This is a genomic window from Lichenifustis flavocetrariae (assembly GCF_026130545.1).
Taxonomy (GTDB): Bacteria; Pseudomonadota; Alphaproteobacteria; order Rhizobiales; family Beijerinckiaceae; genus Lichenihabitans; species Lichenihabitans flavocetrariae.
In genome coordinates this window covers 75,583-99,343 of sequence record NZ_JAMOIM010000003.1, presented here as the reverse complement: position 1 = coordinate 99,343, position 23,761 = coordinate 75,583, and the positions used below count along the sequence as shown (strand labels likewise).

The window sequence follows — 23,761 nt, the reverse complement described above, 5'->3', positions numbered from 1 at the left end:
GTCATCGCCGAGTCTGAACGAGCCGTTCGCGGGACTCCGCGTAAAAGGGCCGGGTCAGCCCCGGCCCTTGACCTCAGTCCTTGGCGCGCTCGACGTAGGACCCATCCTCGGTCTGGATGACGACCCGGGTGCCTGTCTGGATATGGGGCGGGACGCTCGTCTTGACTCCGTTCGACAGTTTGGCGGGCTTGTAGGAAGACGAGGCCGTCTGACCCTTCATGGCCGGCTCGGTCTCGACCACTTCGAGGGTCACGCGTGCCGGGATCTGAATCGCCACCGGGGTGCCGTTGAACACACTGAGCAGCACCTTCATGCCTTCCTGAAGGTAAGGCTTGGTGTCGCCCACCACATCCTGCGGCACCACGACCTGATCGTAGTTCTCGACATTCATGAAGGTCATGCCGTCGCCATCCTCATAGAGGTAGCTGAACTCCTGGTCTTCCACGAAGGCGCGTTCCACCTGTTCGGTGGTCTTGTAGCGGTCCGTCACCTTCACGCCGTCGCTGATGCGCCGCATGTCGATCTGGGTCGTCGGTGTGCCCTTGCCGGGATGGAAGCTTTCGGCGCTGAGAACGATGTAGAGCTGGTTCTCCCTTTCCACCACATTGCCCTTGCGGAGCGAGCTGGCGATCACTTTCACGAGAATTTGTCCTTGGGTCGAGAAGTCGTTAGAAGGCGGTGACCGAGCCAGCCTCCGAAGTGGCGCGCACCATAGCGATTTTTCCTGCCTTCGCCAGAGGGGACTGGCAGGCTTGGCCTGGAAGATCTCCGCAACCGAAGGGTTTTGCCGTGACCGCCGCCTCTCCGTTCTGGGCGCCTCATATCCATCAGGACAGGCGCCCGCGGCTGCTCGTGCGAAATCGCATCCTCAGTGCGGTTCGGTCGCATTTCGAAGCCCTGGATTTTGTCGAGGTGGAGACCGCCGTGTTGCAGGTGTCGCCCGGCAACGAGGCGCATCTTGCCGCCTTCGGCACGGATCTCCGCGCGCCCGACGGCCGAGTGTCGCGGCTCTATCTCCACACCTCGCCCGAATTCGCGGCAAAAAAGCTGCTCGCGGCCGGCGAGGAGCGACTGTTCACACTAGCGCGCGTGTTTCGCAACGCCGAGCGCTCGGCGCTGCATCATCCTGAATTCAGTATGCTGGAGTGGTATCGGGCCAGGGAGCCTTACGCGACGCTGATGCAGGATTGCGTCGATCTCCTTCGCATCGCCGGCAGGGTCGCGGGACAGACACGCTGGCGGTTTCGGGGCAGAGAGGCCGATGTGGAGCGTGAGCCCGAGCGCCTGTCGGTCGCCGGAGCCTTTTCGCGCTATGCCGGCATCGACCTGCTGGGCACGATTGAAGGCCCGGTTGGGAATCGTGATGCTCTCAGCGCGGCGGCCCGCAAGGCGGGAGTCCAGGTGGCTGCGGACGACGATTGGTCGGACGTGTTCTCGCGCGTGCTGGTCGAAAAGGTGGAGCCTCGGCTCGGCCTCGGCCGTCCCACTATTCTCGATCGCTACCCGACCATCGAGGCCGCACTGGCGCGCCCGTGTCCGGACGACCTGCGGGTCGCGGAGCGATTCGAGCTCTATGTGTGTGGCGTGGAACTGGCCAATGGCTTCGGCGAACTGACCGATGCGGCGGAGCAACGGCGGCGGTTCGAAGCCGAGATGGACCTCCGCGAGCTCCGCTACGGCGAGCGCTACCCGATCGATGCGGATTTTCTCGACGCCCTCGCGATCATGCCTGAGGCCAGCGGGATCGCGCTCGGCTTCGATCGGCTGGCCATGCTGGCGGTCGGGGCCGAGCGGATCGATCAAGTGCTTTGGACGCCGGTGATCGACCCTGCTGGAGCCTTCCGGTGACGTTGCGCAGCGCGGCGGCTTTGGCCGATGCCGGGCTCGTGTCCGCCGAGGCCCTGCCGGATCTGGAGCGCGTGGCGGCTCGGTACGCGGTCGCACTGACGCCCACCGTCGTCAACCTGATCGACCCCGGCGACGCGGCCGATCCGATCGCGCGGCAGTTCGTGCTCACCGCCGATGAACTTGTGGGCACACCCGACGAACGCATCGATCCGATCGGCGACGAGGCCCATAGCCCTGTGCCGGGCATCGTGCACCGCTACCCCGACCGCGCGTTGCTCAAGCTGCTCCACATCTGCCCGGTCTATTGCCGGTTTTGCTTTCGGCGCGAGGTGGTGGGTCCAGGCCAGAATGGTATGTTGAAGGACGACGAGATCGACGGAGCGCTCGACTACATCGCGAAGACGCCTGCGATTTGGGAAGTCATCCTGACAGGCGGCGATCCGTTGATCTTGTCGCCACGCCGCCTTGAGAGTGTGATGCGGGGTCTCGCTGCCATCGATCACGTTAAAGTCGTGCGTCTGCATACCCGTGTGCCCGTGGTTGAGCCTGACCGGGTCGGCCCCGACCTCGTGGCCGCTTTGCAGGCCGCCAGGAAGGCCGTGTTCGTGGCCGTTCACGCCAACCATCCCCGCGAGCTGTCGGCGGATGCTCGCGCCGCCTGCGCCCGACTGATCGATGCCGGCATCCCCATGGTGAGCCAGACCGTGCTGCTCCGCGGCGTCAACGACGAGCCAGGGACCTTGGAAGCCCTGATGCGCGCTTTCGTGGAGACGCGAATCAAACCCTATTACCTGCACCACGGCGATCTTGCGCCCGGCACGTCGCACTTTCGGACGACGATCGAGGCCGGCCGTCGTCTTGTCCGCGGCCTGCGCGGACATGTGTCCGGCCTGTGCCAGCCCAGCTACGTCTTGGATATCCCGGACGGGCACGGCAAAGCTGTGCTGGCCGAAAGCGACGCGGTCCGGCGGGATGGGGACACCTGGTCCGTGTGCGACCGGCACGGCACCGCCCACACCTATACGAGCCCGCAGACATGAAGGCTGGGGATCAGCCATGTTTGCGTAAGGAAAGACTGCAAAGATCGGGCGGGACACGGTAAAGTATCTTACCGGCTCGCTTTGAATCGCAGGTGCCCATGCCGCGTCTCTTCACGGGGCTCGAGATCCCCCCTGATCTCGCCGGAGAACTGGCGATGATGCGAGGCGGCCTTTCAGGCGCCCGCTGGATCGATACCGACAATTACCACATCACCCTGCGGTTCATCGGCGACATCGACATGCCGACAGCCCGGGAGGTGGCGACTTTGCTCGACGATATCCGTCGTCAGCCTTTCACGGTTACGCTTGAGGGCTTGAGCTTTTTTGGCGGCGATAAGCCAAGGGCGATCGTCGCCAAGGTTCAGCCCAGCGGCCCGCTGGTCGAATTGCAGGCCGAGCAGGAGCGCCTGATTCGACGCTTGGGCATCCCGCCCGAACCGCGCAAATTCACCCCGCATGTCACATTGGCCCGCCTGCGGGGTGCGCCCGGCATCGCGGTCGCGGATTACCTCAGCTATCGCGGGTTCCTGACCCGCCGCTTCACGGCCGACCGCTTCGTGCTGTTCTCGTCGCGCGATTCGGTTGGCGGCGGCCCTTACATAACGGAAGAGGTCTATCCTTTCGGATAGACCTCTTCCGACCGATATCGCGGCACTCGACGCGGAGAGCTAATTCCCCGCGGTTGTCCCTCATTCGAAGTGATATGCGGCGCCGAAGCGGAACGCGTCGGAGCTGTAATCCTGCTTCACGTTTCCGCCGTTGAGCCGAATGGTGGAGCGGTTGATGCTCTCGTCCCGAAGATATTCGGCGCGAACCGAAACCCGCTCGGACACGCGATAATCCACACCACCACCGAAGGTGAAATTGTCCACGGGAACCCGACCAACTTGCGATCCCGTGACGAGATCGCGCTGCTCGTTGCGTGTGAAGTCGATACCCGCCGCCGCGAAGGGGAGGAAGCTGCCGAAGGCGTAACCGATACGGCCACGAAGATCCGCTTTCACGAACTCCCGGATGCTTGTCCGGTCGCCTGTTCCTGCGAGAGTTCCAGTTCCGGTCGCGTCGGCGACCGATGTGCTGCCGTCGACACCGAGCATGAGCCGGTTGTTGAAGAACATGAAGTTCGAGCCTGCGTAGATGCCGCCAAACCCGCCGTCTGCGCTTTCCTTCGTGTTGCCAAAGCCCGTCAGACGGCTCTTCGTGCTTAACGAATCGTAGCCGCCGAAGATACCGCCGTAACCACCGCCCCAGTTCACGTTGCCGAGCGTATCCGCATAGGGACGCCGCGGGTTGTCGCCAAAACGATAGATGAGTGCGACCCGGCCGATGTTGCTTGACGATTCAGTCCTGAACGTCTGAACACCAGGTCCGCCGCCACCCAGCGTGAAGGTCTCTCGCGGCAGGCTGTCGTGCAAATATTCGAGACGAACGATGACTGGTCCGAAGAGCGACTGTGGAAGGAAGCCGATGATTTGGTGCGGATCGATTTTGAAATCGACGCCGGCACCGGCAGTCCAGCCGACAGTCCGCTTGTCTTGTCCAAAGTAATTGGCCGGATTCGGAGTCGACTGGTAGGTCTCATTGATCACCGCGCCACCGGCGACGAACGGCATAAACCAGCCGAACTCGTAGCCGATACGTCCGCGGAACCTGATGTCATCCATCGTATCCAGCCGGCTGGAATTCAGTCCGACCTGTCCTGGCACGTTGCCCCGGATGACGTTCAGGTCGATCCCCGCTTCTGCACCGTAGACGAAGTGACCGCTCTGGAAGTTGTAGCCGATGAGTGCGCCACCGGTCTGGCCACTCTCGCTCTTGCTTCGCGAACTTGCTTGGCTGGTCTTGAAGTTCGTAAAGCCATAGCCGTAGGTCGAGCCGACGTAGATGCCGTCCCATCCCGCGATCGTGGGCAGCGGCGGCAGCGGCGGGGGAGCGACACGGCTGGGAAGGTCAGCGGCGAGAGCCGCGGAAAACGATGCTGCGCTGACGAACGCTGCTGCACCGAGTTTTTTGAGCGATTTCATACGCAGTCCTGATCCGCAATTACGCGCTAGCGATGAAACTACATCGAACACCCGGCATGGCCGAAGCTCTTTCCCCAAATCTGGAAACAGAGAGGCCACCATGTGGCTTTTAGGGCGCAGATTGGAGGCCAAAAGGACGCTAATCGGGCACCAAGGCCGGCTCGGCTTCACGCACGGGCGGCAAAACCGAACGTCGATCTGTTGCCGGGTTGGGCTTGAGGCTGACGATCCCGATGGCGTGATCGAGACCTTTCAGGAGATGTTCCCCTTTTGGGAAGGCGCGGATGCCGGTCGGCAGCGCAGGGATGCGGGCCAGGAGCTCGGCCGATACGAGCACGGATGCACCAAGTGGCCGGCAGAGAGCTTCGATGCGGGCCGTCGTATTCACGACATCGCCGAAATAGCTGATCTTATGCCTGTCGATACCGATCTCGGCCGTGACGATGTTGCCGCCATGGAGCGCCGCATGAAACTCTGGAACCTGTCCGAATCGGGTCAACCAGGCGGTTCGATTGGCCTCGAAGGTCGACAGGATGGCAAACACGCAGGCGATGCAGCGACCTTGTTCGATCCCTTGCGGTTCCGGCCATGTGATCATGGCCATGTCGCCGATGTAATCGTCGATCGCACCCCCATGCTGCCGCACCGGTTCGGCGATCGCCGCGAACACGGCCGCGAGATAGTTCTGGGCCCGCAGGTCCCCATAGCGGCGTGCGAACGCCGTCGAGCCGACGACGTCCAGGAACAGGAAGATCCGGCGTTCCTCCACGGGCTTGTGATAGCGCCCGAGCAAAAGGCTCTTGAACACCTCGTGACCCAGAAGGTCGCGCATGCGCGTGAAGGACACCAGAACGGCGGCGATCAGCAGGGAATAGATCAAAGCCTGAAGCGTTGGAACCGTAGCCTCGATGAGCGAGCCGGTGACAAGCCCGGCGGTCCAACTGATGGCGCCTCCGATCGCGAATCCGATGAGAGCCAAAACCACCGAAATGACTTCCATGGCCGGAACGTAGATGAAGGTCGGCCATTGCCGCATGCGCTGTTGCGCGCTGCGGAACACGAGCCCCCGTTCCACCGTCAAGACCGTCACGGCGATGACGGCGCCGTAGATCATGCCCGCGAGAAGCGATCTGCCGCCGGTCAGTTCCGCGTAAAGGAGGCCCGCGGCGGCGCCGATCGCCGCGACGGTCGCAAGCAGGGGGATGGTCCGGAAGATGCGCTGGATCGCCATTGACCCATAGACATACATCGCCGGTCTTCAGCAGGCGATAGGGGGATCATCAGGAGCGGTAGTCACCGTTGATCTCGACATAGGCCTTGGTGAGATCGCAGGTCCAGACGGTTGCGCGGCCGTGGCCGAGACCGAGCTCGGTCCGGATCGTGATGGCCTCGTTCTTCATGTAGGCGGACGTTGCCGCTTCGCTGTAGTCCGGATCGCGCTCCCCGTTCACGGCGACGCGTGTGTCGCCGAAGTGAATGGCGAGCCTGTCGCGCTCGGCGCGCTCTCCCGCTTTGCCGACCGCCATGACGACGCGCCCCCAGTTGGCGTCCTCGCCCGCCACTGCGGTTTTGACCAGCGGCGAATTGGCGATCGACAGAGCGATGCGCTTGGCGGCGACATCGTCCTCGGCGCCTTCCACCGTCACGGCCACGAACTTGCGGGCGCCCTCGCCGTCCTTGACCACCTGATGGGCGAGATCGAGCAGCAGCCGGTCGAGGGCTTGAGCGAAGCCGGCGAGGCGTGGATCTTGCGCATTGGTGATGGCCGGCGCCCCGCGCCGCGCGGCGGCCCCTGTCGCGAAGATCATCAGCGTGTCGGAGGTCGAAGTGTCGCTGTCAACCGTGATGGCGTTGAAGCTTCCCTTGACCCCGCGCGACAGGAGGGTCTGGAGCGCGGACGCCTCAACCGGCGCGTCTGTGAACACGAAGGACAGCATCGTGGCCATGTCGGGCGCGATCATGCCGGCGCCTTTGGCGATGCCGCTGATCGTGACGGGCACGCCGCCGAGATCGACCGTCGCGGTCGCGACCTTGGGGTAGGTGTCTGTCGTCATGATGGCGCGAGCGGCCTCAGTGATGCCGTCAGGATCGGCCGCGCGAACCAGGTCGCCGAGCACCGAACCGAAGCGTTCCGCCGGAAGCGGCTCGCCAATCACGCCCGTCGAGGCGAGAAAGATCTCCGAGGCCGGAACGCTCGTGGCCTCGCTCGTGAGCTTCGCGGTGAGTTCCACGGCCGTCACGCCCTTGCGGCCCGTGAACGCATTGGCGTTCCCGGAATTCACGACGAGCGCCCGGGCTCGCCCCGCGCCCAGGTTCGCGCGGCACCAGTCGACCGGGGCCGACGGGCATTTCGACGTGGTGAACACGCCCGCGACTGTCGTGCCCTCGTCGAACAGCACCAGGGTCACGTCGGTGCGGCCCTTGTACTTGATCCCGGCGGCGCCGCTCGCAAAGCGCACGCCATCGATCGCCGGCATGTCAGGCATGGATTTGGGCGCGAGGGGAGAGACGGGAACCGCGGGGGCCATCGTGAGATCCTTAAGGTCATACCAACGGAACGGCGTGGCCGCTGCAGCGCTCAAACTGGGTGCCCGGCTCAAGGCCGGGCATGACATTAGGGCTTTGGTGCATCCGCTGGGGCCGCAGCCGGAGCCGGAGCCGCGGGTGCGGGCGTCGCATCCCCGGCCGGCGCGTCGGTCGGCGCCGGAGGGGCCGCCTCCGTCCGCTCGATCTTGGCGTCCTGGCGAAGCTTCATGATGAGATCGCTCTGCGCCTTTTGGACCACATAGCGGGTCACCTGGTCCTTCACCTGATCGAAGGACGGGAAGGCCTTATCGCGCTTGCCTTCCAGCTTGATGATGTGCCAGCCGAATTCCGACTTCACGGGTTGCGACACCTGGCCAGGTTCGAGTTTGAAGGCCGCCTCGCCGAATTCCGGCACCATCTTGTCCTTGGTGAACCAGCCGAGGTCGCCACCTTGCGAGCCCGGATCCTTCGAGACCTCGTCGGCCACCTTGGCGAAGTCCTCGCCCTTGTTGATACGGTCGAGAGCGGCCTTGGCCTCGGCTTCGGTGGGGACCAGGATGTGGCGGGCGTGGATTTCCTGCTCGGGCTTCTTGGCCTTCGCGGCATCGTCATAGACCTTGTGCTCGGCGTCATCGGTCGCGGCCGTTTTGGCCACGTTGCCGAGCATCGATTCCATCAGGGTCTTGTCGTGATAATAGGCGAGCTTGCGGGCGAAATCGGGCGTGTCGCCAAGCTTGTCCTTGGCGGCCTGGGCGGCCACGAGCTTCAAGTCGATCAGGTAGTCGAGCGCATAGGCGTCGCGCTGCGGACCCTTGAGCTGCTGGGGCAGGTTCGGGCCGAGGTCTTCGAGCGCGACCTTGACGTCATCGTCGCTGATCTCCTGGCCGTTGACCGTGGCCAGCACCTTGGCCAAGGCCGGAGACAGGCCGGCGAGCCCGATGAACGCCGTCGCCGCAAGAAGGCGGATGACCGTCTGACCGTTGATGTTCATTCGTCGAAACCCATTCGAGACGCACCGGACATCCGGCACGAAGAAGGCGGCTCGATGCCGCTCAGGAGAAGCGGCGCCGTCCGTGTGGGCGTCGCCCCACGGCGCTTCTCACGAGGCGCACGCGCCAGAACGCTTGCCATGCCTCGCATTGACAAGAATTGGGGCGGCTCTTATCTCTCTTTCCGGTCTTTAGCCACCGGTTTCTCGCGCAAAACCGGCTCGGTTTCCCGGTTGTAATCCAGGGATGATCTCCGGGCCGTCGCATATCGGCGTGGCCTTGATATCGTCTTCTGAGCGCGGTTTGATCATTCGAGCGGCCCTGCCGGGCGGGGCCGTTTGTCGTATTTGCTGTTCGCCAAGCCCCGTGGCTGGGCGAACCAGAAAGGTTTCGTGTCGATGCTCGGCTCACTCGCCAAACGGATTTTCGGCAGTGCCAACGATCGGCGGCTGAAAAGCTACGCGCCGAAAGTCGCCGCCATTACGGCGCTGGAGCCCGAGATGGCGGCGCTGAGCGACGCAGAGCTTGCAGCCCGCACCGAAACGTTCCGGACCCGACTGCAGGCCGGCGAGACGGTCGAGGACATCCTGGTGCCAGCCTTCGCGACAGTGCGCGAAGCGGCCAAGCGCGTTCTCGGCCAACGGCATTTCGATGTGCAGATGATCGGCGGCATGGTGCTCAACGAGGGCGGCATCGCCGAGATGCGGACCGGCGAAGGCAAGACGCTCGTGGCCACGCTCGCGGTCTACCTCAACGCCCTGACCGGAAACGGCGTGCATGTCGTGACCGTCAACGATTATCTTGCACGCCGCGACGCCGAATGGATGGGCCGTGTCTACCGGTTCCTCGGGATGACGACCGGTGTCATCGTGCATGGGCTCGACGACGACCAGCGCCGGCAGGCCTATGCGGCCGATATCACCTACGGCACCAACAACGAATACGGGTTCGACTATCTCCGCGACAACATGAAGTATGATCTCGCCAGCATGGTCCAGCGCGGCCACGCTTTCGCGATCGTCGACGAAGTCGACTCGATCCTGGTCGACGAAGCCCGCACACCGCTGATCATTTCGGGACCGTCGGACGATAAATCCGAACTCTACAATTCCATCAACGCGATCCTGCCCGGGCTGGTGGCCGAGGATTACGAGGTCGACGAGAAGCAGCGCACCGCGAACCTCACCGAGGCCGGCAACGAGCATATCGAGGAGCTGCTGCGCGATGCCGGCATCCTCACCGAAGGCTCGCTCTACGAGTCGAGCAACGCGACCCTGGTCCATCACGTGCAGCAGGGCCTGAAGGCTCACAAGCTCTTCAACCGCGACAAGGACTACATCGTCCGCAACGACGAAGTTGTGATCATCGATGAGTTCTCCGGCCGCATGATGCCGGGCCGCCGCTATTCGGAAGGGCTGCATCAGGCGCTCGAAGCCAAGGAGCATGTCACGGTCCAGCCCGAGAACGTGACGCTCGCCTCGATCACCTTCCAAAACTATTTTAGGCTCTACAAGAAGCTTGCCGGCATGACCGGAACGGCCGCGACCGAGGCCGACGAATTCGCCGAGATCTACAAGCTCGAAGTCGTCGAGATCCCGACGAACCGGGACGTCAAGCGGCTCGACGAGGACGACGAGGTCTATCGCACGGCCCGCGAGAAGCTGCTGGCGATTGGCCGCGAGATCGAAGACGCCAACGCCAAGATGCAGCCGCTGCTCGTCGGCACCACGTCGATCGAGAAGTCGGAACAGCTCGGCGATCTGCTGGCGAGTCAGGGCTACACGCGCATCGACTTCACCAAGCCGCAGGCCCTCGACAAGCTCTACAAGGCGGCGCGCACCGGCAAGCCGTCGAAATTATTCGCGATCCTCAACGCACGCTTCCACGAGCAGGAGGCCTATATCGTGGCCGAGGCCGGCGTGCCGGGCGCCATCACGATCGCCACCAACATGGCGGGACGTGGCACGGACATCCAGCTCGGTGGCAACCTCGAAATGCGCCTGTCGCAGGAAGCTTCCGGCCTGGAGCCGGGGCCCGAGCGCGAGGCCAGAGAGGCTGCGATCCGGGCCGAGATCGCCGATTTCAAGGCCAAAGCGCTCGCGGCGGGGGGGCTCTACATTATCGGCACCGAGCGGCACGAAAGCCGCCGGATCGACAACCAGCTTCGTGGCCGCTCAGGCCGCCAGGGCGATCCGGGCCGATCGAAGTTCTTCCTGTCCTTGCAGGACGACCTCATGCGCATCTTCGGATCGGAGCGCATGGACATGGTGCTGAAGCGGCTGGGCCTTCAGGAAAACGAGGCCATCATCCACCCCTGGATCAACAAGGCCCTGTTGAAGGCGCAGCAGAAGGTCGAAGCCCGCAACTTCGACATGCGCAAGAACGTGCTGAAATACGACAACGTGATGAACGACCAGCGCAAGGTGGTGTTCGAGCAGCGTCGAGACATGATGGCCCAGGACTCTCTCGAAGAGATCATCGGCGAAATGCGCAGCGGGGTGGTCGACGACCTCATCGCCCGCCACGTGCCCCACGACGCCTATCCGGAAGCTTGGGATATCGCCGGTCTCAAGGCCGCCATCCAGGAAACGCTCAACCTCGACCCGCCTGTGGAGGATTGGGCGAAGGAAGAGGGCATCGCCGACGAGGAGATGCGCGAACGCCTGCAGAAAGCCGCCGACGACGCTTACACGGCGCGCGTCGAACGGAACTCGCCCGACCTCATGCGCTATGTCGAGAAGCAGATCGTGCTGCAGGTGCTCGACCATCTCTGGCGCGAGCATATCGTGGTGCTCGATCACCTGCGCCAAGTCATCGGCTGGCGCGGCGTGGCCCAGCGCGACCCGTTGAACGAGTATAAGTCGGAAGCTTTCGACCTCTTCAATGCCCTGATCGTACGCCTGCGTGAAATGACCGTCGCACAGGCGATGCGGGTCGAAGTAGCCTACGAGCCACCGTCCCAGCAATTGCCGCCGATGTTCGCCTCCCATGCCGATCCGCTGACCGGGGATGACGACGCGGCCGTCGCGGATGCCACGATGCGGCTCGCCGGCCGGGGGTATGCTTCGACTGCGGGCTTCGACGGGTCCCTCATGGTGGAGCAGCACAACGAGACGCTCGCCCGCGATCCCGACAACCCCGCAAGCTGGGGGCGGGTGGGCCGCAACGAACTCTGCCCCTGCGGGTCCGGCAAGAAATACAAGCATTGCCATGGAGTGATCGCCTAGGGAGGTTTGACCCTTCTCCCGCGTGAGCGGGAGAAGGTGCCCGGCAGGGCGGATGAGGGCAACCTCAGCGCCGCGTTTCCCCTAATCCGACCCGGCTTCGCCGGGCCACCTTCTCCCGCTCATGCGGGAGAAGGGAAGATGCACCCTTGAATCCATCGAACCCCAGGCTCACATGCCGATCAGGCAAGCCTCTCGGGATGCTTGTCGCCCTGTATGACTCGATCCGCGACGGCACCCGCCCGGCATGCTCGATTTGAACCCGACGTTTGCCGGCCCGGATCGCGCTCAGCGCGAAAAGATCAGGGCGAGGTCAGCCAATGTCACGGCCGTTCTCGGTCCTACCAATACGGGCAAGACGCATTTTGCGATCGAGCGCATGGTGGCGCATACGAGCGGCATCATCGGCCTGCCGCTTCGCCTGTTGGCCCGTGAGGTCTACACGCGGCTGATCGAGAAGGTCGGCGTCAATCAGGTGGCCCTGATCACGGGCGAAGAGAAGATCAAGCCCAATCACCCGCGCTACTGGGTGGCGACCGTCGAGGCGATGCCGCGCGACCTCGACGTTTCCTTTGTGGCCATCGATGAAATCCAGGTGGCCGCTTCGCTCGACCGCGGTCATACGTTCACGGACCGCCTGCTCAATCGCCGCGGCCGTGACGAAACGCTGCTGATCGGCGCCGGCACGATGGAAAAGGCCGTGCGGCAATTGCTGCCCCAGGCGACCATCATGACCCGGCCTCGGCTGTCCAAGCTGAGCTTTGCGGGGGAAAAGAAGCTGTCGCGCCTGCCACGGCGATCCGCCATCGTGGCCTTCTCGGCCGAAGAGGTCTACGCCATAGCCGAACTGATCCGACGCCAGAGCGGCGGCGCCGCTGTGGTCATGGGCGCATTGTCGCCGCGCACCCGCAACGCGCAGGTCGCGCTCTACCAGAATGGCGATGTCGACTACCTCGTCGCAACCGACGCGATCGGGATGGGGTTGAACCTCGATCTCGATCACATCGCCTTTGCGAGCGACCGCAAGTTCGACGGCTGGCAGTTCCGTCGACTGAACCCGGCCGAGTTCGGGCAGATCGCCGGCCGGGCCGGCCGGCATCTGCGCGACGGCACATTCGGCACGACCGGACGCTGCCCGCCTTTCGATGAAGAGCTGATCGAGGCCGTCGAGGATCACCACTTCGACCAGATCGGCATGCTGCAATGGCGCAACAGCGACCTCGACTTTTCGTCGATCCGGGCCTTGCAGGCTTCGCTCGATCGCGTTCCCGTCGAAGAGGGCCTGACCCGCGCGCCGCTGGCCGAGGACGTCATGGTGCTCGACATCATGAGCCGTGAGGCGGATGTGCAGCGCCAAGCCAACACACGCGCCGACATCGCGCGCCTGTGGGAAGTCTGTCAGGTGCCGGACTACCGCAAGGTGTCGCCCTCGGCCCATGCCGAGCTCGTCCACACGCTGTTCGGCTTCGTGGTGCGGGCGGGTCGCATCCCCGATGAATGGTTCGACGGCCAATTGAGCCATCTCGACCGGATCGACGGTGACATGGACGTGCTGTCGAACCGTGTGGCCCAAACCCGCACTTTGGCGTTCATCGCCAACCGACCCGACTGGCTGCGCGATCCTGAGCATTGGCAGGGCGTCACGCGTCAGGTAGAGGACAGGCTGTCAGACGCTTTGCATGAGCGTCTTGCCCAGCGATTCATAGACCGGCGAACCAGCGTGTTAATGCGCCGGCTTAGAGAGAACGCAATGTTGGAAGCGGAAATCACGACCGGCGGCGATGTCCTCGTCGAGGGTCAGCATGTGGGCCAATTGCAGGGATTCCGCTTCACGGCCGATCCGCTCGCCTCGGGCGAGGTTGCCCGAACCTTGAACGCCGCCGCCGCGAAGGCGCTGGCGAGCGAGATCGAAGCGCGCGCCAATCGATTTAGCGAGTCCGTCGACGAGTCGATCGCGCTCGCCAATGACGGCACGATCCGCTGGCTGGGCGACCCGATCGCCAAGCTCACCGCCGGCGACAAGCTGTTGCAACCGCGCGTGCGTCTGGTGGCCGATGACCATCTGACGGGTCCGGCCCTCGAAATCGTGCAACGGCGCCTCGATCTGTGGCTCACTCAACACGTCAAGAAGTTGCTTGGTCCTCTCATGGAGCTCGAAGCCGGTGAGGGGCTTGAGGGCGTCGCCCGCGGCATTGCCTTTCAATTGGCGGAAGCATTGGGTGTGCTCGAACGCTCGCGTGTCGCCGATGAGGTCAAGAACCTCGATCAGGCCACTCGCGGCGTCCTGCGGAAGCTCGGCATCCGGTTCGGTGCCTACCACATCTACATGCCGCTCTTGCTGAAGCCCGCCCCTCGGGTTCTCGCGTCCCAACTCTGGGCGCTGCAGCATGGCGGCGTGGAGAGCGCCAAGGGCCTCGATGAGGTCCCTTATCTCGCGGCTTCGGGTCGCACCTCGTTTCCAGCCGACTCGGCCGTGCCGAAGGGCCTGTACAGGGCCGCCGGCTTCCGGGTGTGTGGCGCGCGAGCGGTGCGGGTCGATATCCTCGAGCGGCTGGCGGATCTGATCCGTCCCGCGATCGCCTATCGGCCCGGCGTCACCCCCGGAGCGCCACCGCCGGGCACGGCGGACAATGACGGCTTTGTCACCACGGTTGGGATGACGTCCCTCGCGGGCTGCTCGGGCGAAGATTTTGCCTCGATCCTGCGATCGCTGGGCTACATGGTTGACCGGCGTCCCGGACCTGCCATCACGGTACCGCTCGTTGAAGCGGCGCCGACGACGCCTCTCAAGCCAGTCGGACCCGAAGCGACACCGAGCGCCAGCGCCGGGGATGCTGCTGGACAAGGCGATGGCGGAACAGAACCGACGGCACCCGAGATTCCGGCCGAAGAGCCGCCGGCAACAGTGCCTGAGCCCCCGCGCGAGGAGCCGCCTCATCCTACCGAGGAGGAGCCGCCAGCGCCGCCCGAAGAGGAGCCCGAGCCGGTCAACGATCCGGTCGAGCCCGAGAACGCCCCGGTGCCTATCCAGGCCTCCGATGACGTTGCGCCACCTCTTGGTCCGAGCGAGCCGATTGAGCCCGTATCGCTCGATGAGCCGGCTGCCGCTGCCGATGAGGTGCTATCGAGCGGCGCCGAGACCCTCTCCACGGATTACGCCACACCGGCCACTCCGGAGGGTGAACCGCACGTCGTCGAGGAGGCTACCCCGGCGGAACCCATTCTCATCGACGTGTGGCGGCCGCATCGGGCCAGCCACCAGGGCCAGCGCCGGCAGGATCGGCCCCAAGGGCGTCCGCAACAGCGGCGCGGCCAGGAGCAGCGTGGGCCACGCGGCGGGCATGATGGGCCGAAGCCTGCTGACGGTCCGGGGATCGTTCAGCCCGTAGCGGCCGATGCGGGGGGCCAGGCTGCGCCGGAGGGGCACCGTCATCGCCGTCCCGACGACAACCAGCCGCGCCGTCAGGCTTTCGAAAAGCGTTTCGGGGGACGTGAGGGGCCGCGCAAGGACGGGGAACCCGCTGGCCAAGGTGGCAAGCCGCGATTCGACCCGCGTCGCGACCGGCCCGGGCGGAACGAGGGAGCGCGCCCCAGTGCCGGCAAGCCAGCCAATTGGAGCAGCGCCGAGCGCCCACAGCAGAGGGAGCGGCAGCCGGACCCCAATTCCCCCTTCGCCAAGCTGCTGGCCCTGAAGGCCGACCTCGAGGCCAATTCAAAAAAGGACAAATGAAAGCTCGGGCACCATGAGCGAGGGCAGCGGGTCAACAGGCGGCGACCGGCAGAGGCTCGACAAATGGCTGTGGTTCGCGCGCGTCATAAAATCGCGCACGAGTGCGGCCAAGCTCGTGGAAGAGGGACACGTGCGGGTGAATTCGGTGCGGGCTGACAATCCGGCGAAATCCATCAGGCCGGGCGACGTTCTGACGATTGCTCTGGATCATCAGATCCGCGTTCTCAAGGTCGTTGCGCCGGGAGAGCGACGAGGACCTTTCGAAGAGGCCAGACATCTTTTCGATGAACTCACGCAACCGGTCGGCAACCCGGTTCCACCTTTGTAGTTTTTCAAAATACCTGTCGCCGCCACGCGCTTGCAGCTTGGTGCCAAAGCGGCTAGGCAGCAAGCTGAGTTGAGGCGTGGGGTCACGCCGAGGGAACCATCATGACCTATGTCGTCGTCGAGAATTGCATCAAGTGCAAGTATATGGACTGCGTGGAAGTATGCCCCGTGGATTGCTTCTACGAGGGTGAGAACATGCTGGTGATCCATCCCGACGAATGCATCGATTGCGGCGTGTGCGAACCTGAATGTCCGGCCGAAGCCATTAAGCCCGACACAGAGTCGGGTCTCGAACCCTGGCTGGCGCTCAATGCGCAATATGCCAAGACCTGGCCCAACATCTCGGTCAAGAAGGACGGGCCAGCGGACGCCAAGGAGTTTGACGGCAAGTCGGGCAAGCTGGACGCCTACTTCTCGGCAAACCCTGGCTCGGGCGACTGACGCAGGCTTCCAGTTGGATCGAAGGCGGCACGGGCAAATCATGTGCCGCCGCAGGCTGAAGGCGTGCTCACGGAGCGAATTTCTGCCTCTGCGTCGGAGGGCTCCGGCGCCGACGATAGCAATGGGGGGGTCCCCAAATCACTGCGTGGGCGCAGTGGTCTCGGCCGTGGGGTATTGCGTTGATCCCCGGTCCGCCTCGACCGACGTGAGATCAACCAGCGCCGATGAGACGCCGTTTCTCAGATGTGCTCTTGGGTTCGATCAATCCGGAAGTGCACGGGCCTCTTCCGGCAGCATGATCGGGATTCCGTCCCGGATGGGGTACGCAAGCCGCGCAGACCGCGAAATCAATTCTTGGCGCGTAGGATCATATTCGAGCGTGGTCTTGGTCAGCGGACAGACCAGGATCTCAAGGAGGCGAGGATCGATACGCGGACCGCTCGAAGCGGGAAGGCCGGACTGCTCCGTACCCAAACCCTCTTTTTCGGGGAGCGTCATTGAAGGCCCGCGCTATCGTTCTCGCGACGCGCCATTTCGATTTCAGCGATCGCGATCAAAACGTCTGCCCGTGACTTAAGATCGGCCGCCTCGAGCAAGGCCTGTTTTTCCCGTGGTCCGAACGGGCTCATCATGGCGAGCGCGTTGACCAGCGCGTCGTTCGGCGCCGCGTCGATGCCCCGCCAATCCACCGTCAGCTGGTTGGCCCGGGCGAAATCACGGAGCGTTTTAATGACGCTCGCGCGGTCGACGTCATCCTCGCCATCCGTGGCGTCGAAATCCTGGCGGAACGTTTCGAAATCGACACGACATTGTCGATAGGGTGTATCGACGTTCAGTTCTTCCACGATCCTGTAACGGCAAATGCCCGTCAAGGTGATCATGTAACGCCCGTCGCCTGACTCTCCGAAGGCCGTGATGCGTCCGACGCAGCCACAGGAATAGAGGCTCGGCCGGGCGTTCTGATCGTCGGGATCCCCATCGGGTTGCACCATGCCGATCAGTCGCTGGCCCCGCAATGCATCGTCGATCATCTGCACGTAGCGCGGCTCGAACACGTTGAGCGGCATCTCGCCGCGCGGCAGCAGAAGCGCACCTTCGAGCGGGAAGACCGGAATGGTTTCGGGAAGGTCCTGGGGACCTTCATAGGGATCGTTGATGCTCATGGACTTCGATCTGTTACCTGAACAGGAGCCCGGACAATTTCCGACGCCCCGCGACGGAAGCCTTGTCCATGGGTCCCCAAGCCTCGAAGAATTGCAGCAATTGCTTGCGGGCCGCCTCGTCGTTCCACGCTTTATCCCGCTTGAGGATCTCGATCAGGGCGTCGACGGCCTCGTTCCTCATGTCCTTGCCGCTAAGGGCGATCGCCAGATCGAAACGGGCCTGATGGTCCTCGGGATGCGCATCGACACGACCCTGCAACTCGGCGAGATCACCAAGCGAGGCGCTTTGCTCAGCGAGATCGATCGCGGCACGAACCGCTATGATCAGCGGATCGGACGCAACCTTACCCTCCGCCATGCTGAGGACGGCCCGCGCCTGCTCGAGCTCTCCTTTGGCGAGATGGAGCTTCGCGAGACCCGCAAGAGCCGCGACATTGGTCTCGTCGCCAGCCAGAATTTCCGAATAGACGGCGGAGGCGGTTTCGACATCGCCCGCCGCTTCGGCGTCGGCGGCTTCGTCCAGCAGCGCCTGCATGGGATCGCCGAGAGCTCCTACCAAACGCTCGATAAACCCCTTGATCTGCGATTCGGGAAGGGCGCCGACAAAGCCATCGATAGGCTGCCCCTTCTGGAACGCGATGACGGCAGGGATCGACTGGATCCCCAACTGCCCCGCGATCTGCGGATGGTCATCGATGTTCATCTTGACCAGACGAACCTTGCCGCCCGAGGCCGCGACCGCCTTTTCGAGGATCGGTCCAAGCTGCTTGCAGGGCCCGCACCATGGCGCCCAGAAATCCACAAGCACCGGTTGGCGCATGGAGTCGGTCACCACCTCTTGCCGGAAGTTCGCCGTGGTCACATCCTTGACCGAGCCGGACGCCGCCTGAGTTCCGGCTTCGGCAAGTCCCCTGATCGGCCCGCTGCCCAGCGACATGCTGTTTGATCCTTACTGTAAAACCCTACGGACAGATGGGGCGGCCCACCGGAAAGTGCAACCGAATGTCGCTTGTTTCAAAGCTCACGGTTATGCAAACGCCGCTCCCAATCAAGGGCCTGTGTGACAATAGCGGCGATGTCGTCGTGCCGGGGCGTCCAACCCAGGGCCGCTTTGACGCGGGTGTTATCGGCCACGATGGCGGCCGGATCGCCGGGGCGCCGCCCCATGACGGTGACTGGAAAGTCCACCCCCGAGACCGCTTTGACGACATCGACCACGGCCCGAACCGAATAGCCCCGGCCATAGCCGCAATTGCAGGTGAGATTATCGCCGCCGTCGCGAAGGTACCGCAGGGCGTCCATGTGAGCGTCGGCGAGATCGCTGACCTGAATGTAGTCCCGCAGACAGGTTCCATCAGGTGTGTCGTAGTCGGTTCCGAAGATCGACAGGCCCGGACGGCGACCGAGTGCGGCCTGCACCGCGACTTTGATCAGGTGCGTGGCGTCCCGCGTGGATTGCCCGCTTCGTCCGGCGGGGTCAGCGCCCGCGACATTGAAGTAGCGCAGCGCCACAAAGCGGAAATCATGGGCCTTGGCGGTATCGGCCAGGATCCATTCGACCATCAACTTGGATCGGCCGTAAGGCGAGACCGGCGCAAGAGGCGTGTCCTCGCCGACGGCTGTGGCGCCCGTTTCGCCATAGACGGCCGCGGTCGACGAAAAGATGAAATGCTTGATTCCGCCGGCGACCGCGGATGCGATCAGGTTTCGGGCTTTGGCGGTGTTGTTGAGGTAATATCCGAGCGGGTCGGCAATCGACTCAGGCACCACGATCTTTGCCGCGAAATGGGCGATCGCGGTAATCCCGTGCTGCTCGATGATGGTTCGCACCAGCGTCTCGTCGCCGAAATCCCCTTGGATGAAGGTCGCGGGTGCGAGCACCGCGCTTCGGAATCCAGTGCTCAGATTGTCGAGCACCACCACCGTCTCGCCGGCATCGAGAAGTGCCAGCACCATATGGCTTCCGATATAACCGGCACCGCCCGTCACCAGCACAGCCATGATCGCACCTTCTATGATGACATGCCCAGCAGGCGGCTGCCACGATGAAACCGTTCGTTTGCCTCGAACCAGATACTACAACTTCAACGTTTTGTGGTGAGTCAATCGGAGTGCAACAGGCGCGTGTCGCGCCCGTTCTGAAGAGGTAGCGGCGTCGACGTTAGCCGCCAACGATGTGAGGATTGTTTGATGAAGCGCATTCGAAAGGCCATCTTTCCCGTCGCCGGGCTCGGCACGCGGTTCCTGCCGGCCACGAAATCCGTACCCAAGGAGATGATGACGGTGGTCGACCGCCCCGTTCTTCAGCACGTCGTCGACGAGGCGAAGGAGGCCGGCATCGAGCATTTCATCTTCGTCACCGGGCGCAACAAGGGGGTCATCGAGGACCATTTCGACATGGCCTTCGAACTCGAAGCGACGCTCCAGGCGCGCGGCAAGACCAAGGAATACCAGGCTCTGATGGCTGACCTGCCACCGGCCGGCGCCACGAGCTTCACCCGGCAGCAAGCCCCGCTCGGCCTCGGGCATGCGGTGTGGTGTGCCCGTGAGATCATTGGCGACGAGCCTTTCGCGGTGCTGCTCCCCGACATGGTGACGATGGGTGGCAAGCTCGGCTCGCGCTGCCTCGCACAGTGCATCGAGACTTACGAACAGTACGGCGGCAACGTCATCGCGGTCGAAGAGGTGCCGATGGAGGAAACCCATCAATATGGCATCGTGTCGATCGGCAAGGATGCGGGCCACACGTTCGAGATCACCGGCATGGTCGAGAAGCCCGCCAAAGGTACGGCGCCCTCGACTTCGATCATCTCGGGCCGCTACATCCTCGACGCGTCGATCTTCTCGATTCTGGAGCATGGCGAGAAAGGGGCCGGCGGCGAAATCCAGCTGACCGACGCCATGATCAAGCTTGCGAAGCAGCAGCCGTTCCACGGCGTCCGCTTCGATGGGCGGACCTACGACACCGGCTCGAAGCTCGGCTTCCTGGCCGCCAATGTGGCGTTCGCGCTGGCACGCCCAGAACTCGCGGAGGGGTTCAAGGCCGAATTGAAGAAACAGCTCGGCGGGAGCCTCTGACCGAACCGTCGCGGGCAAGCGGCTTAACCGCTACGGCAATCCGGGGTGTCCAAGACCTGGATTGTCTGGCGATGCCGGATCAAAGGGCCGTGGCCGTCTCCCCACACCTCTTTGATCCCATCTCCGCACCCCATATAAGCGAGCGACGGCGCCGCCTGAAGGCTCGCGCATCCGGAGATCCTATCCCATGTCTAAAATCCCCGTCACGGTGCTGACCGGCTATCTTGGCGCAGGCAAGACGACCCTTCTGAACCGCATCCTCACGGAGCAACACGGCAAGAAATATGCCGTGATCGTCAACGAGTTCGGAGCGGTCGGCATCGACAACGACCTGGTGGTGGGCGCCGACGAGGAAGTGTTCGAGATGAACAACGGCTGCATCTGCTGCACCGTGCGGGGCGACCTGATCCGAATCCTCGAAGGCTTGATGAAGCGCAAAGGCAAGTTCGACGCCATCATCGTGGAAACAACTGGTCTCGCCGATCCGGCTCCGGTCGCCCAGACCTTCTTCGTCGACCAGGACGTGCAGGAACATGCCCGGCTCGATGCGGTGGTGACCGTTGCGGATGCCAAATGGCTGAGCGCACGTCTCAAGGATGCCCCGGAGGCCAAGAGCCAGATCGCTTTTGCGGACGTGATCGTTCTCAACAAGACCGATCTCGTCAGTCCCGAGGAATTGCGCGAGGTGGAAGCCCGCATTCGCGGCATCAACCCCTATGCCCGGCTGCACAAGACGGAGCGCTGCGCCGTGAAGCTTGAAGACGTACTCGATCGAGGTGCCTTCGATCTCGACCGCATCCTCGAGATCGAACCCGCCTTCCTCGAAAAGGATGATCACGACCACGATCATGACCACCATGGGCACGATCACCACGGACACGACCACCATCACCATGGCGGCCTCAAGCATTATCACGACGAGGACATGCAGTCGGTCGCTATCGACCATCCCGGCGAGGTGGTGGCGGAGAAATTCATGCCTTGGATCAACACGCTGGTACAGACCGAAGGCCAGAATATCCTGCGCTCCAAGGGGATCCTGGCCTTTAAGGGCGAACCGAAGCGCTTCGTCTTCCAGGGCGTTCACATGATGCTCGACGGCGACGTTCAGAAGGAATGGAAGCCGGGCGAGAAGCGGACGTCCCGCGTGGTGTTCATTGGCCGCAATCTTCCCGAGGACCGTATCCGCACCGAATTCATGGCCTGCGTGGCCTGAGGAAAGTCCCGCGGGGGGCGTCGTCCGGGCGCCCCCTCTGTGATGTCTTAAAGGCGCTTCAAGCCAAGTGAGGCGCCCATCGTGGCATCTTTGACCCACATGCCTTCCTCATTGCGGTCGAGGTCGGTCGTGTGACCCTTCCGGGCCGTCAGAACCAGATGGCCCGCCTTCAACTGCCATCCGACCGGATCGAAGATGACGATGCCCTGGTCACGGCAGGCCGGAGCGAGGCGGGCCTTCAAGGTCGCCTGCGGTCCCTTGGTCTGATCATCGAGGGTGACCATGCAGCCCGTATCGCGCGGACCGCGCATGACGGCGTAGTGGCCGGCGACGGCCGTGATCGAAAGGGCTTGCCCAGAGCCGGTCGTGACTTTCGGTCGGCTTTCGGGTTCGGCCGCGGCTGTCGTCGCGGCGATCGGAGGCCGCGGCTTCGCGGTCCCGATCGGACTGAGAGTGTAGCTGCTCCCGTCCGGCCCGGCGGCCTTAAAATTCTCGCCCCCTTCATCTTCGAAGACAAGAATGGCGTTGCCGTTGTCGTCGTTCAGGGTGAGGTGCAGGTCGTCGACGGCAGCCCAGTTTCGCACGGTCGCGAGAATCGGGAAGGCGTGATGGCAAGCGGGCGGCATTGCGACCGGGTGGCCGTTGGCCTCCGCTACATCTTCTCGCAACTGCATCCGGCATTGGCGTGCGGTCCCGTCCGCCGTGATGGTCCAGACGCCCACGGGGTTGCCGAAAGCCAGGGCCGCATGCGGCAAAGCGAGCAACAGGACGGCCGTCGGGAGAATGGCCCCAATGCGAAGCATAAGGCAGGCCCCCATTTCGGTCATTGCCGAACCCAGAGCTTTGAAAGCGGGCCGTGAGCTCATGATCGCACTCGTGTCTCGCCGTGCCAGGGTGTCTCCGGCACGGGCGTGAGAGGACCTTGGCCAGCCGCCCATGACAGGAGATTGTCGACGACCAATTGTCCCATGCCGTTGCGTGTGTGTGTGGAGGCTGAACCGACATGCGGCAAGAGCACGACATGGTCCATGTCGAGCAGGGCTTGCGGCACGTGCGGCTCCTGTGCGAACACATCGAGCCCTGCTGCCAGGATTGTTTTGCTCTGAAGGGCGTCGATCAGCGCCGCTTCATCCACCACGCTGCCTCGGGCCACATTGATCAGAATGCCGTCCGGCCCAAGCGCTTTGAGCACTGCGGCATCGACCAGATGTTTTGTCTCGGCACCCCCAGGCGCGATCACGACCAGGATGTCGCAGGCTTCCGCGAGCGCGATCACGCTGGGGCAATACAGGTAGCCGACGCCGGGCTGCGGTTTGCGGCCATGGTAGACGACCGCCATGCCGAAGGCCTCGACGCGTTTGGCGATCGCTTTGCCGATACGCCCCAGACCAAGGATGCCGACCGTCCGGCCGCGCAGCGTCGCGGTTAAGGGAAACGGCCGCTCTGTCCAGAGTCCTGCGCGGAGATGGCGCTCCGCCGCGGGCAACTGCCGCGCCGTGGAGATGATCAGGCCGAGCGCTGTGTCCGCGACCTCTTCGTTGAGGACGTCGGGCGTGTTGGTGACGACAATGCCGTGCCGGGCCGCCCAGGCAGTGTCGATATTGTTGTAGCCGACGCCAAAATTACTGACGATTTCGAGGTTGGGGAAACGCCCCATAAAGACGCCGTCCACCGGGAAATGTCCGCCAAGCGCTATGCCGCGAATATCGGCCGCCGATTGCTCGATCGTCGCATCGTCCGCCTCCCATAGTTTCGTGATCCGACAGGCTGAGGCAAGTCCGTCCGTCACGACGGAGAGGACTGGTACGGGAATCAGGACGTGGAACGAGCTCAAGACGATCTCCCTTGCCCCCTGTCGGCGACAGGGCGCTTGCATCAGATCATGCGGACGACCGTCCAGCCGCGCAACCGGCTTGTTAACAGGTGGGAGTCCGCACCTTGCAATAAAGGGGTTCGGAGACAAAGTAAGCAATTGTTAAAGAATTAAGAGTGAATGAAAAGTTCCGCCGACAATGCATATAAAAAGCGCTTTCACACGATTGTGATCCCTTTAGACGGGCAAATGAGGCCAAATTGTTGCCGAAGCTTGTTGTCCAGATCAAGTTCCGCCCACTTCAACTTAGGCCCTGTTGCAGCGAGGTCATAGCCATAGCGA

The 23,761-nt window shown here is 63.4% G+C and carries 20 protein-coding genes; 9 read left to right on the top strand and 11 right to left on the bottom strand.

All coding sequences use genetic code 11. From position 1 onward, the window contains the following. Window positions 1-73 precede the first annotated feature (73 nt). A complete protein-coding gene (gene efp, locus M8523_RS05895; RefSeq protein WP_282583919.1) occupies window positions 74-640 on the bottom strand; it encodes an elongation factor P in 567 nt (188 codons plus the stop codon). A 149-nt stretch (window positions 641-789) separates the two neighbouring features. Between efp and epmA the strand changes: the two genes are divergently transcribed. The 3 genes from epmA (at window position 790) to thpR (ending at window position 3,517) form a co-directional block, all read left to right on the top strand. Further along, window positions 790-1,848, top strand: a complete 1,059-nt coding sequence (gene epmA, locus M8523_RS05890; RefSeq protein WP_282583918.1) for an EF-P lysine aminoacylase EpmA — start codon at window positions 790-792, stop codon at window positions 1,846-1,848. Continuing rightward, on the top strand, window positions 1,845-2,888 hold the full coding sequence (locus tag M8523_RS05885; RefSeq protein ID WP_282583917.1) for a lysine-2,3-aminomutase-like protein: 1,044 nt from the start codon (window positions 1,845-1,847) through the stop codon (window positions 2,886-2,888). Before epmA ends, M8523_RS05885 begins: the two co-directional genes overlap by 4 nt. 98 nt (window positions 2,889-2,986) lie before the next feature. Beyond that, window positions 2,987-3,517 carry an RNA 2',3'-cyclic phosphodiesterase gene (gene thpR, locus M8523_RS05880; RefSeq protein WP_282583916.1) on the top strand — a complete coding sequence of 177 codons (531 nt, stop codon included), beginning with the start codon at window positions 2,987-2,989 and terminating at the stop codon, window positions 3,515-3,517. A 60-nt stretch (window positions 3,518-3,577) separates the two neighbouring features. Here the strand turns inward: thpR and M8523_RS05875 are convergent, their stop codons facing one another. The 4 genes from M8523_RS05875 to M8523_RS05860 all read right to left on the bottom strand — a co-directional run bounded on the left by M8523_RS05875 (window position 3,578) and on the right by M8523_RS05860 (window position 8,429). Further along, window positions 3,578-5,044: an outer membrane protein gene (locus tag M8523_RS05875; protein WP_282583915.1), complete on the bottom strand. Its 1,467-nt coding sequence runs from the start codon at window positions 5,042-5,044 to the stop codon at window positions 3,578-3,580. Window positions 5,045-5,051: 7 nt separating this feature from the next. After that, a complete protein-coding gene (locus tag M8523_RS05870; RefSeq protein WP_282583914.1) occupies window positions 5,052-6,161 on the bottom strand; it encodes an adenylate/guanylate cyclase domain-containing protein in 1,110 nt (369 codons plus the stop codon). Window positions 6,162-6,192: 31 nt separating this feature from the next. Continuing rightward, the gene (argJ, locus tag M8523_RS05865) at window positions 6,193-7,440 is read right to left on the bottom strand and encodes a bifunctional glutamate N-acetyltransferase/amino-acid acetyltransferase ArgJ (RefSeq protein ID WP_282583913.1); all 1,248 of its coding nucleotides are present in this window, start codon (window positions 7,438-7,440) and stop codon (window positions 6,193-6,195) included. A gap of 86 nt (window positions 7,441-7,526) precedes the next feature. Continuing rightward, complete coding sequence (locus M8523_RS05860) at window positions 7,527-8,429, bottom strand: peptidylprolyl isomerase (RefSeq protein ID WP_282583912.1); 903 nt, start codon at window positions 8,427-8,429, stop codon at window positions 7,527-7,529. Window positions 8,430-8,825: 396 nt separating this feature from the next. Between M8523_RS05860 and secA the strand changes: the two genes are divergently transcribed. The 4 genes from secA (at window position 8,826) to fdxA (ending at window position 16,149) form a co-directional block, all read left to right on the top strand. After that, complete coding sequence (gene secA, locus M8523_RS05855) at window positions 8,826-11,654, top strand: preprotein translocase subunit SecA (RefSeq protein ID WP_282584204.1); 2,829 nt, start codon at window positions 8,826-8,828, stop codon at window positions 11,652-11,654. A 244-nt stretch (window positions 11,655-11,898) separates the two neighbouring features. Continuing rightward, entirely contained in the window at window positions 11,899-15,381 is a 3,483-nt protein-coding gene (locus M8523_RS05850) for a helicase-related protein (RefSeq protein ID WP_282583911.1), read from the top strand. 13 nt (window positions 15,382-15,394) lie between these two features. Then, complete coding sequence (locus M8523_RS05845; protein ID WP_282583910.1) at window positions 15,395-15,709, top strand: RNA-binding S4 domain-containing protein; 315 nt, start codon at window positions 15,395-15,397, stop codon at window positions 15,707-15,709. 101 nt (window positions 15,710-15,810) lie between these two features. Further along, complete coding sequence (gene fdxA, locus M8523_RS05840) at window positions 15,811-16,149, top strand: ferredoxin FdxA (RefSeq protein ID WP_282583909.1); 339 nt, start codon at window positions 15,811-15,813, stop codon at window positions 16,147-16,149. Between the two features lie 261 nt (window positions 16,150-16,410). On the opposite strand, the gene M8523_RS05835 is transcribed toward fdxA, so the two are convergent. The 4 genes from M8523_RS05835 to galE all read right to left on the bottom strand — a co-directional run bounded on the left by M8523_RS05835 (window position 16,411) and on the right by galE (window position 19,313). Further along, a complete protein-coding gene (locus M8523_RS05835) occupies window positions 16,411-16,647 on the bottom strand; it encodes a Trm112 family protein (RefSeq protein ID WP_282583908.1) in 237 nt (78 codons plus the stop codon). Then, a complete protein-coding gene (locus tag M8523_RS05830; protein WP_282583907.1) occupies window positions 16,644-17,312 on the bottom strand; it encodes an LON peptidase substrate-binding domain-containing protein in 669 nt (222 codons plus the stop codon). Before M8523_RS05830 ends, M8523_RS05835 begins: the two co-directional genes overlap by 4 nt. A 13-nt stretch (window positions 17,313-17,325) precedes the next feature. Then, complete coding sequence (trxA, locus tag M8523_RS05825; protein ID WP_282583906.1) at window positions 17,326-18,249, bottom strand: thioredoxin; 924 nt, start codon at window positions 18,247-18,249, stop codon at window positions 17,326-17,328. Window positions 18,250-18,326: 77 nt separating this feature from the next. Further along, window positions 18,327-19,313, bottom strand: coding sequence for a UDP-glucose 4-epimerase GalE (gene galE / locus M8523_RS05820; protein ID WP_282583905.1), 987 nt, complete (start codon window positions 19,311-19,313; stop codon window positions 18,327-18,329). Between the two features lie 186 nt (window positions 19,314-19,499). Between galE and M8523_RS05815 the strand changes: the two genes are divergently transcribed. Continuing rightward, the gene (locus M8523_RS05815) at window positions 19,500-20,390 is read left to right on the top strand and encodes a UTP--glucose-1-phosphate uridylyltransferase (RefSeq protein ID WP_282583904.1); all 891 of its coding nucleotides are present in this window, start codon (window positions 19,500-19,502) and stop codon (window positions 20,388-20,390) included. A 187-nt stretch (window positions 20,391-20,577) separates the two neighbouring features. Continuing rightward, window positions 20,578-21,606 (top strand): CobW family GTP-binding protein, encoded by a 1,029-nt coding sequence (locus M8523_RS05810; RefSeq protein ID WP_282583903.1) that lies wholly within the window; start codon window positions 20,578-20,580, stop codon window positions 21,604-21,606. Window positions 21,607-21,653: 47 nt separating this feature from the next. Here M8523_RS05810 and M8523_RS05805 read toward each other — a convergent pair whose 3' ends face one another. Continuing rightward, on the bottom strand, window positions 21,654-22,472 hold the full coding sequence (locus M8523_RS05805; protein WP_282583902.1) for an AprI/Inh family metalloprotease inhibitor: 819 nt from the start codon (window positions 22,470-22,472) through the stop codon (window positions 21,654-21,656). Then, entirely contained in the window at window positions 22,469-23,440 is a 972-nt protein-coding gene (locus M8523_RS05800; protein WP_282583901.1) for a 2-hydroxyacid dehydrogenase, read from the bottom strand. The genes M8523_RS05805 and M8523_RS05800 overlap by 4 nt, the downstream gene beginning before the upstream one ends. Window positions 23,441-23,761 lie beyond the last annotated feature (321 nt).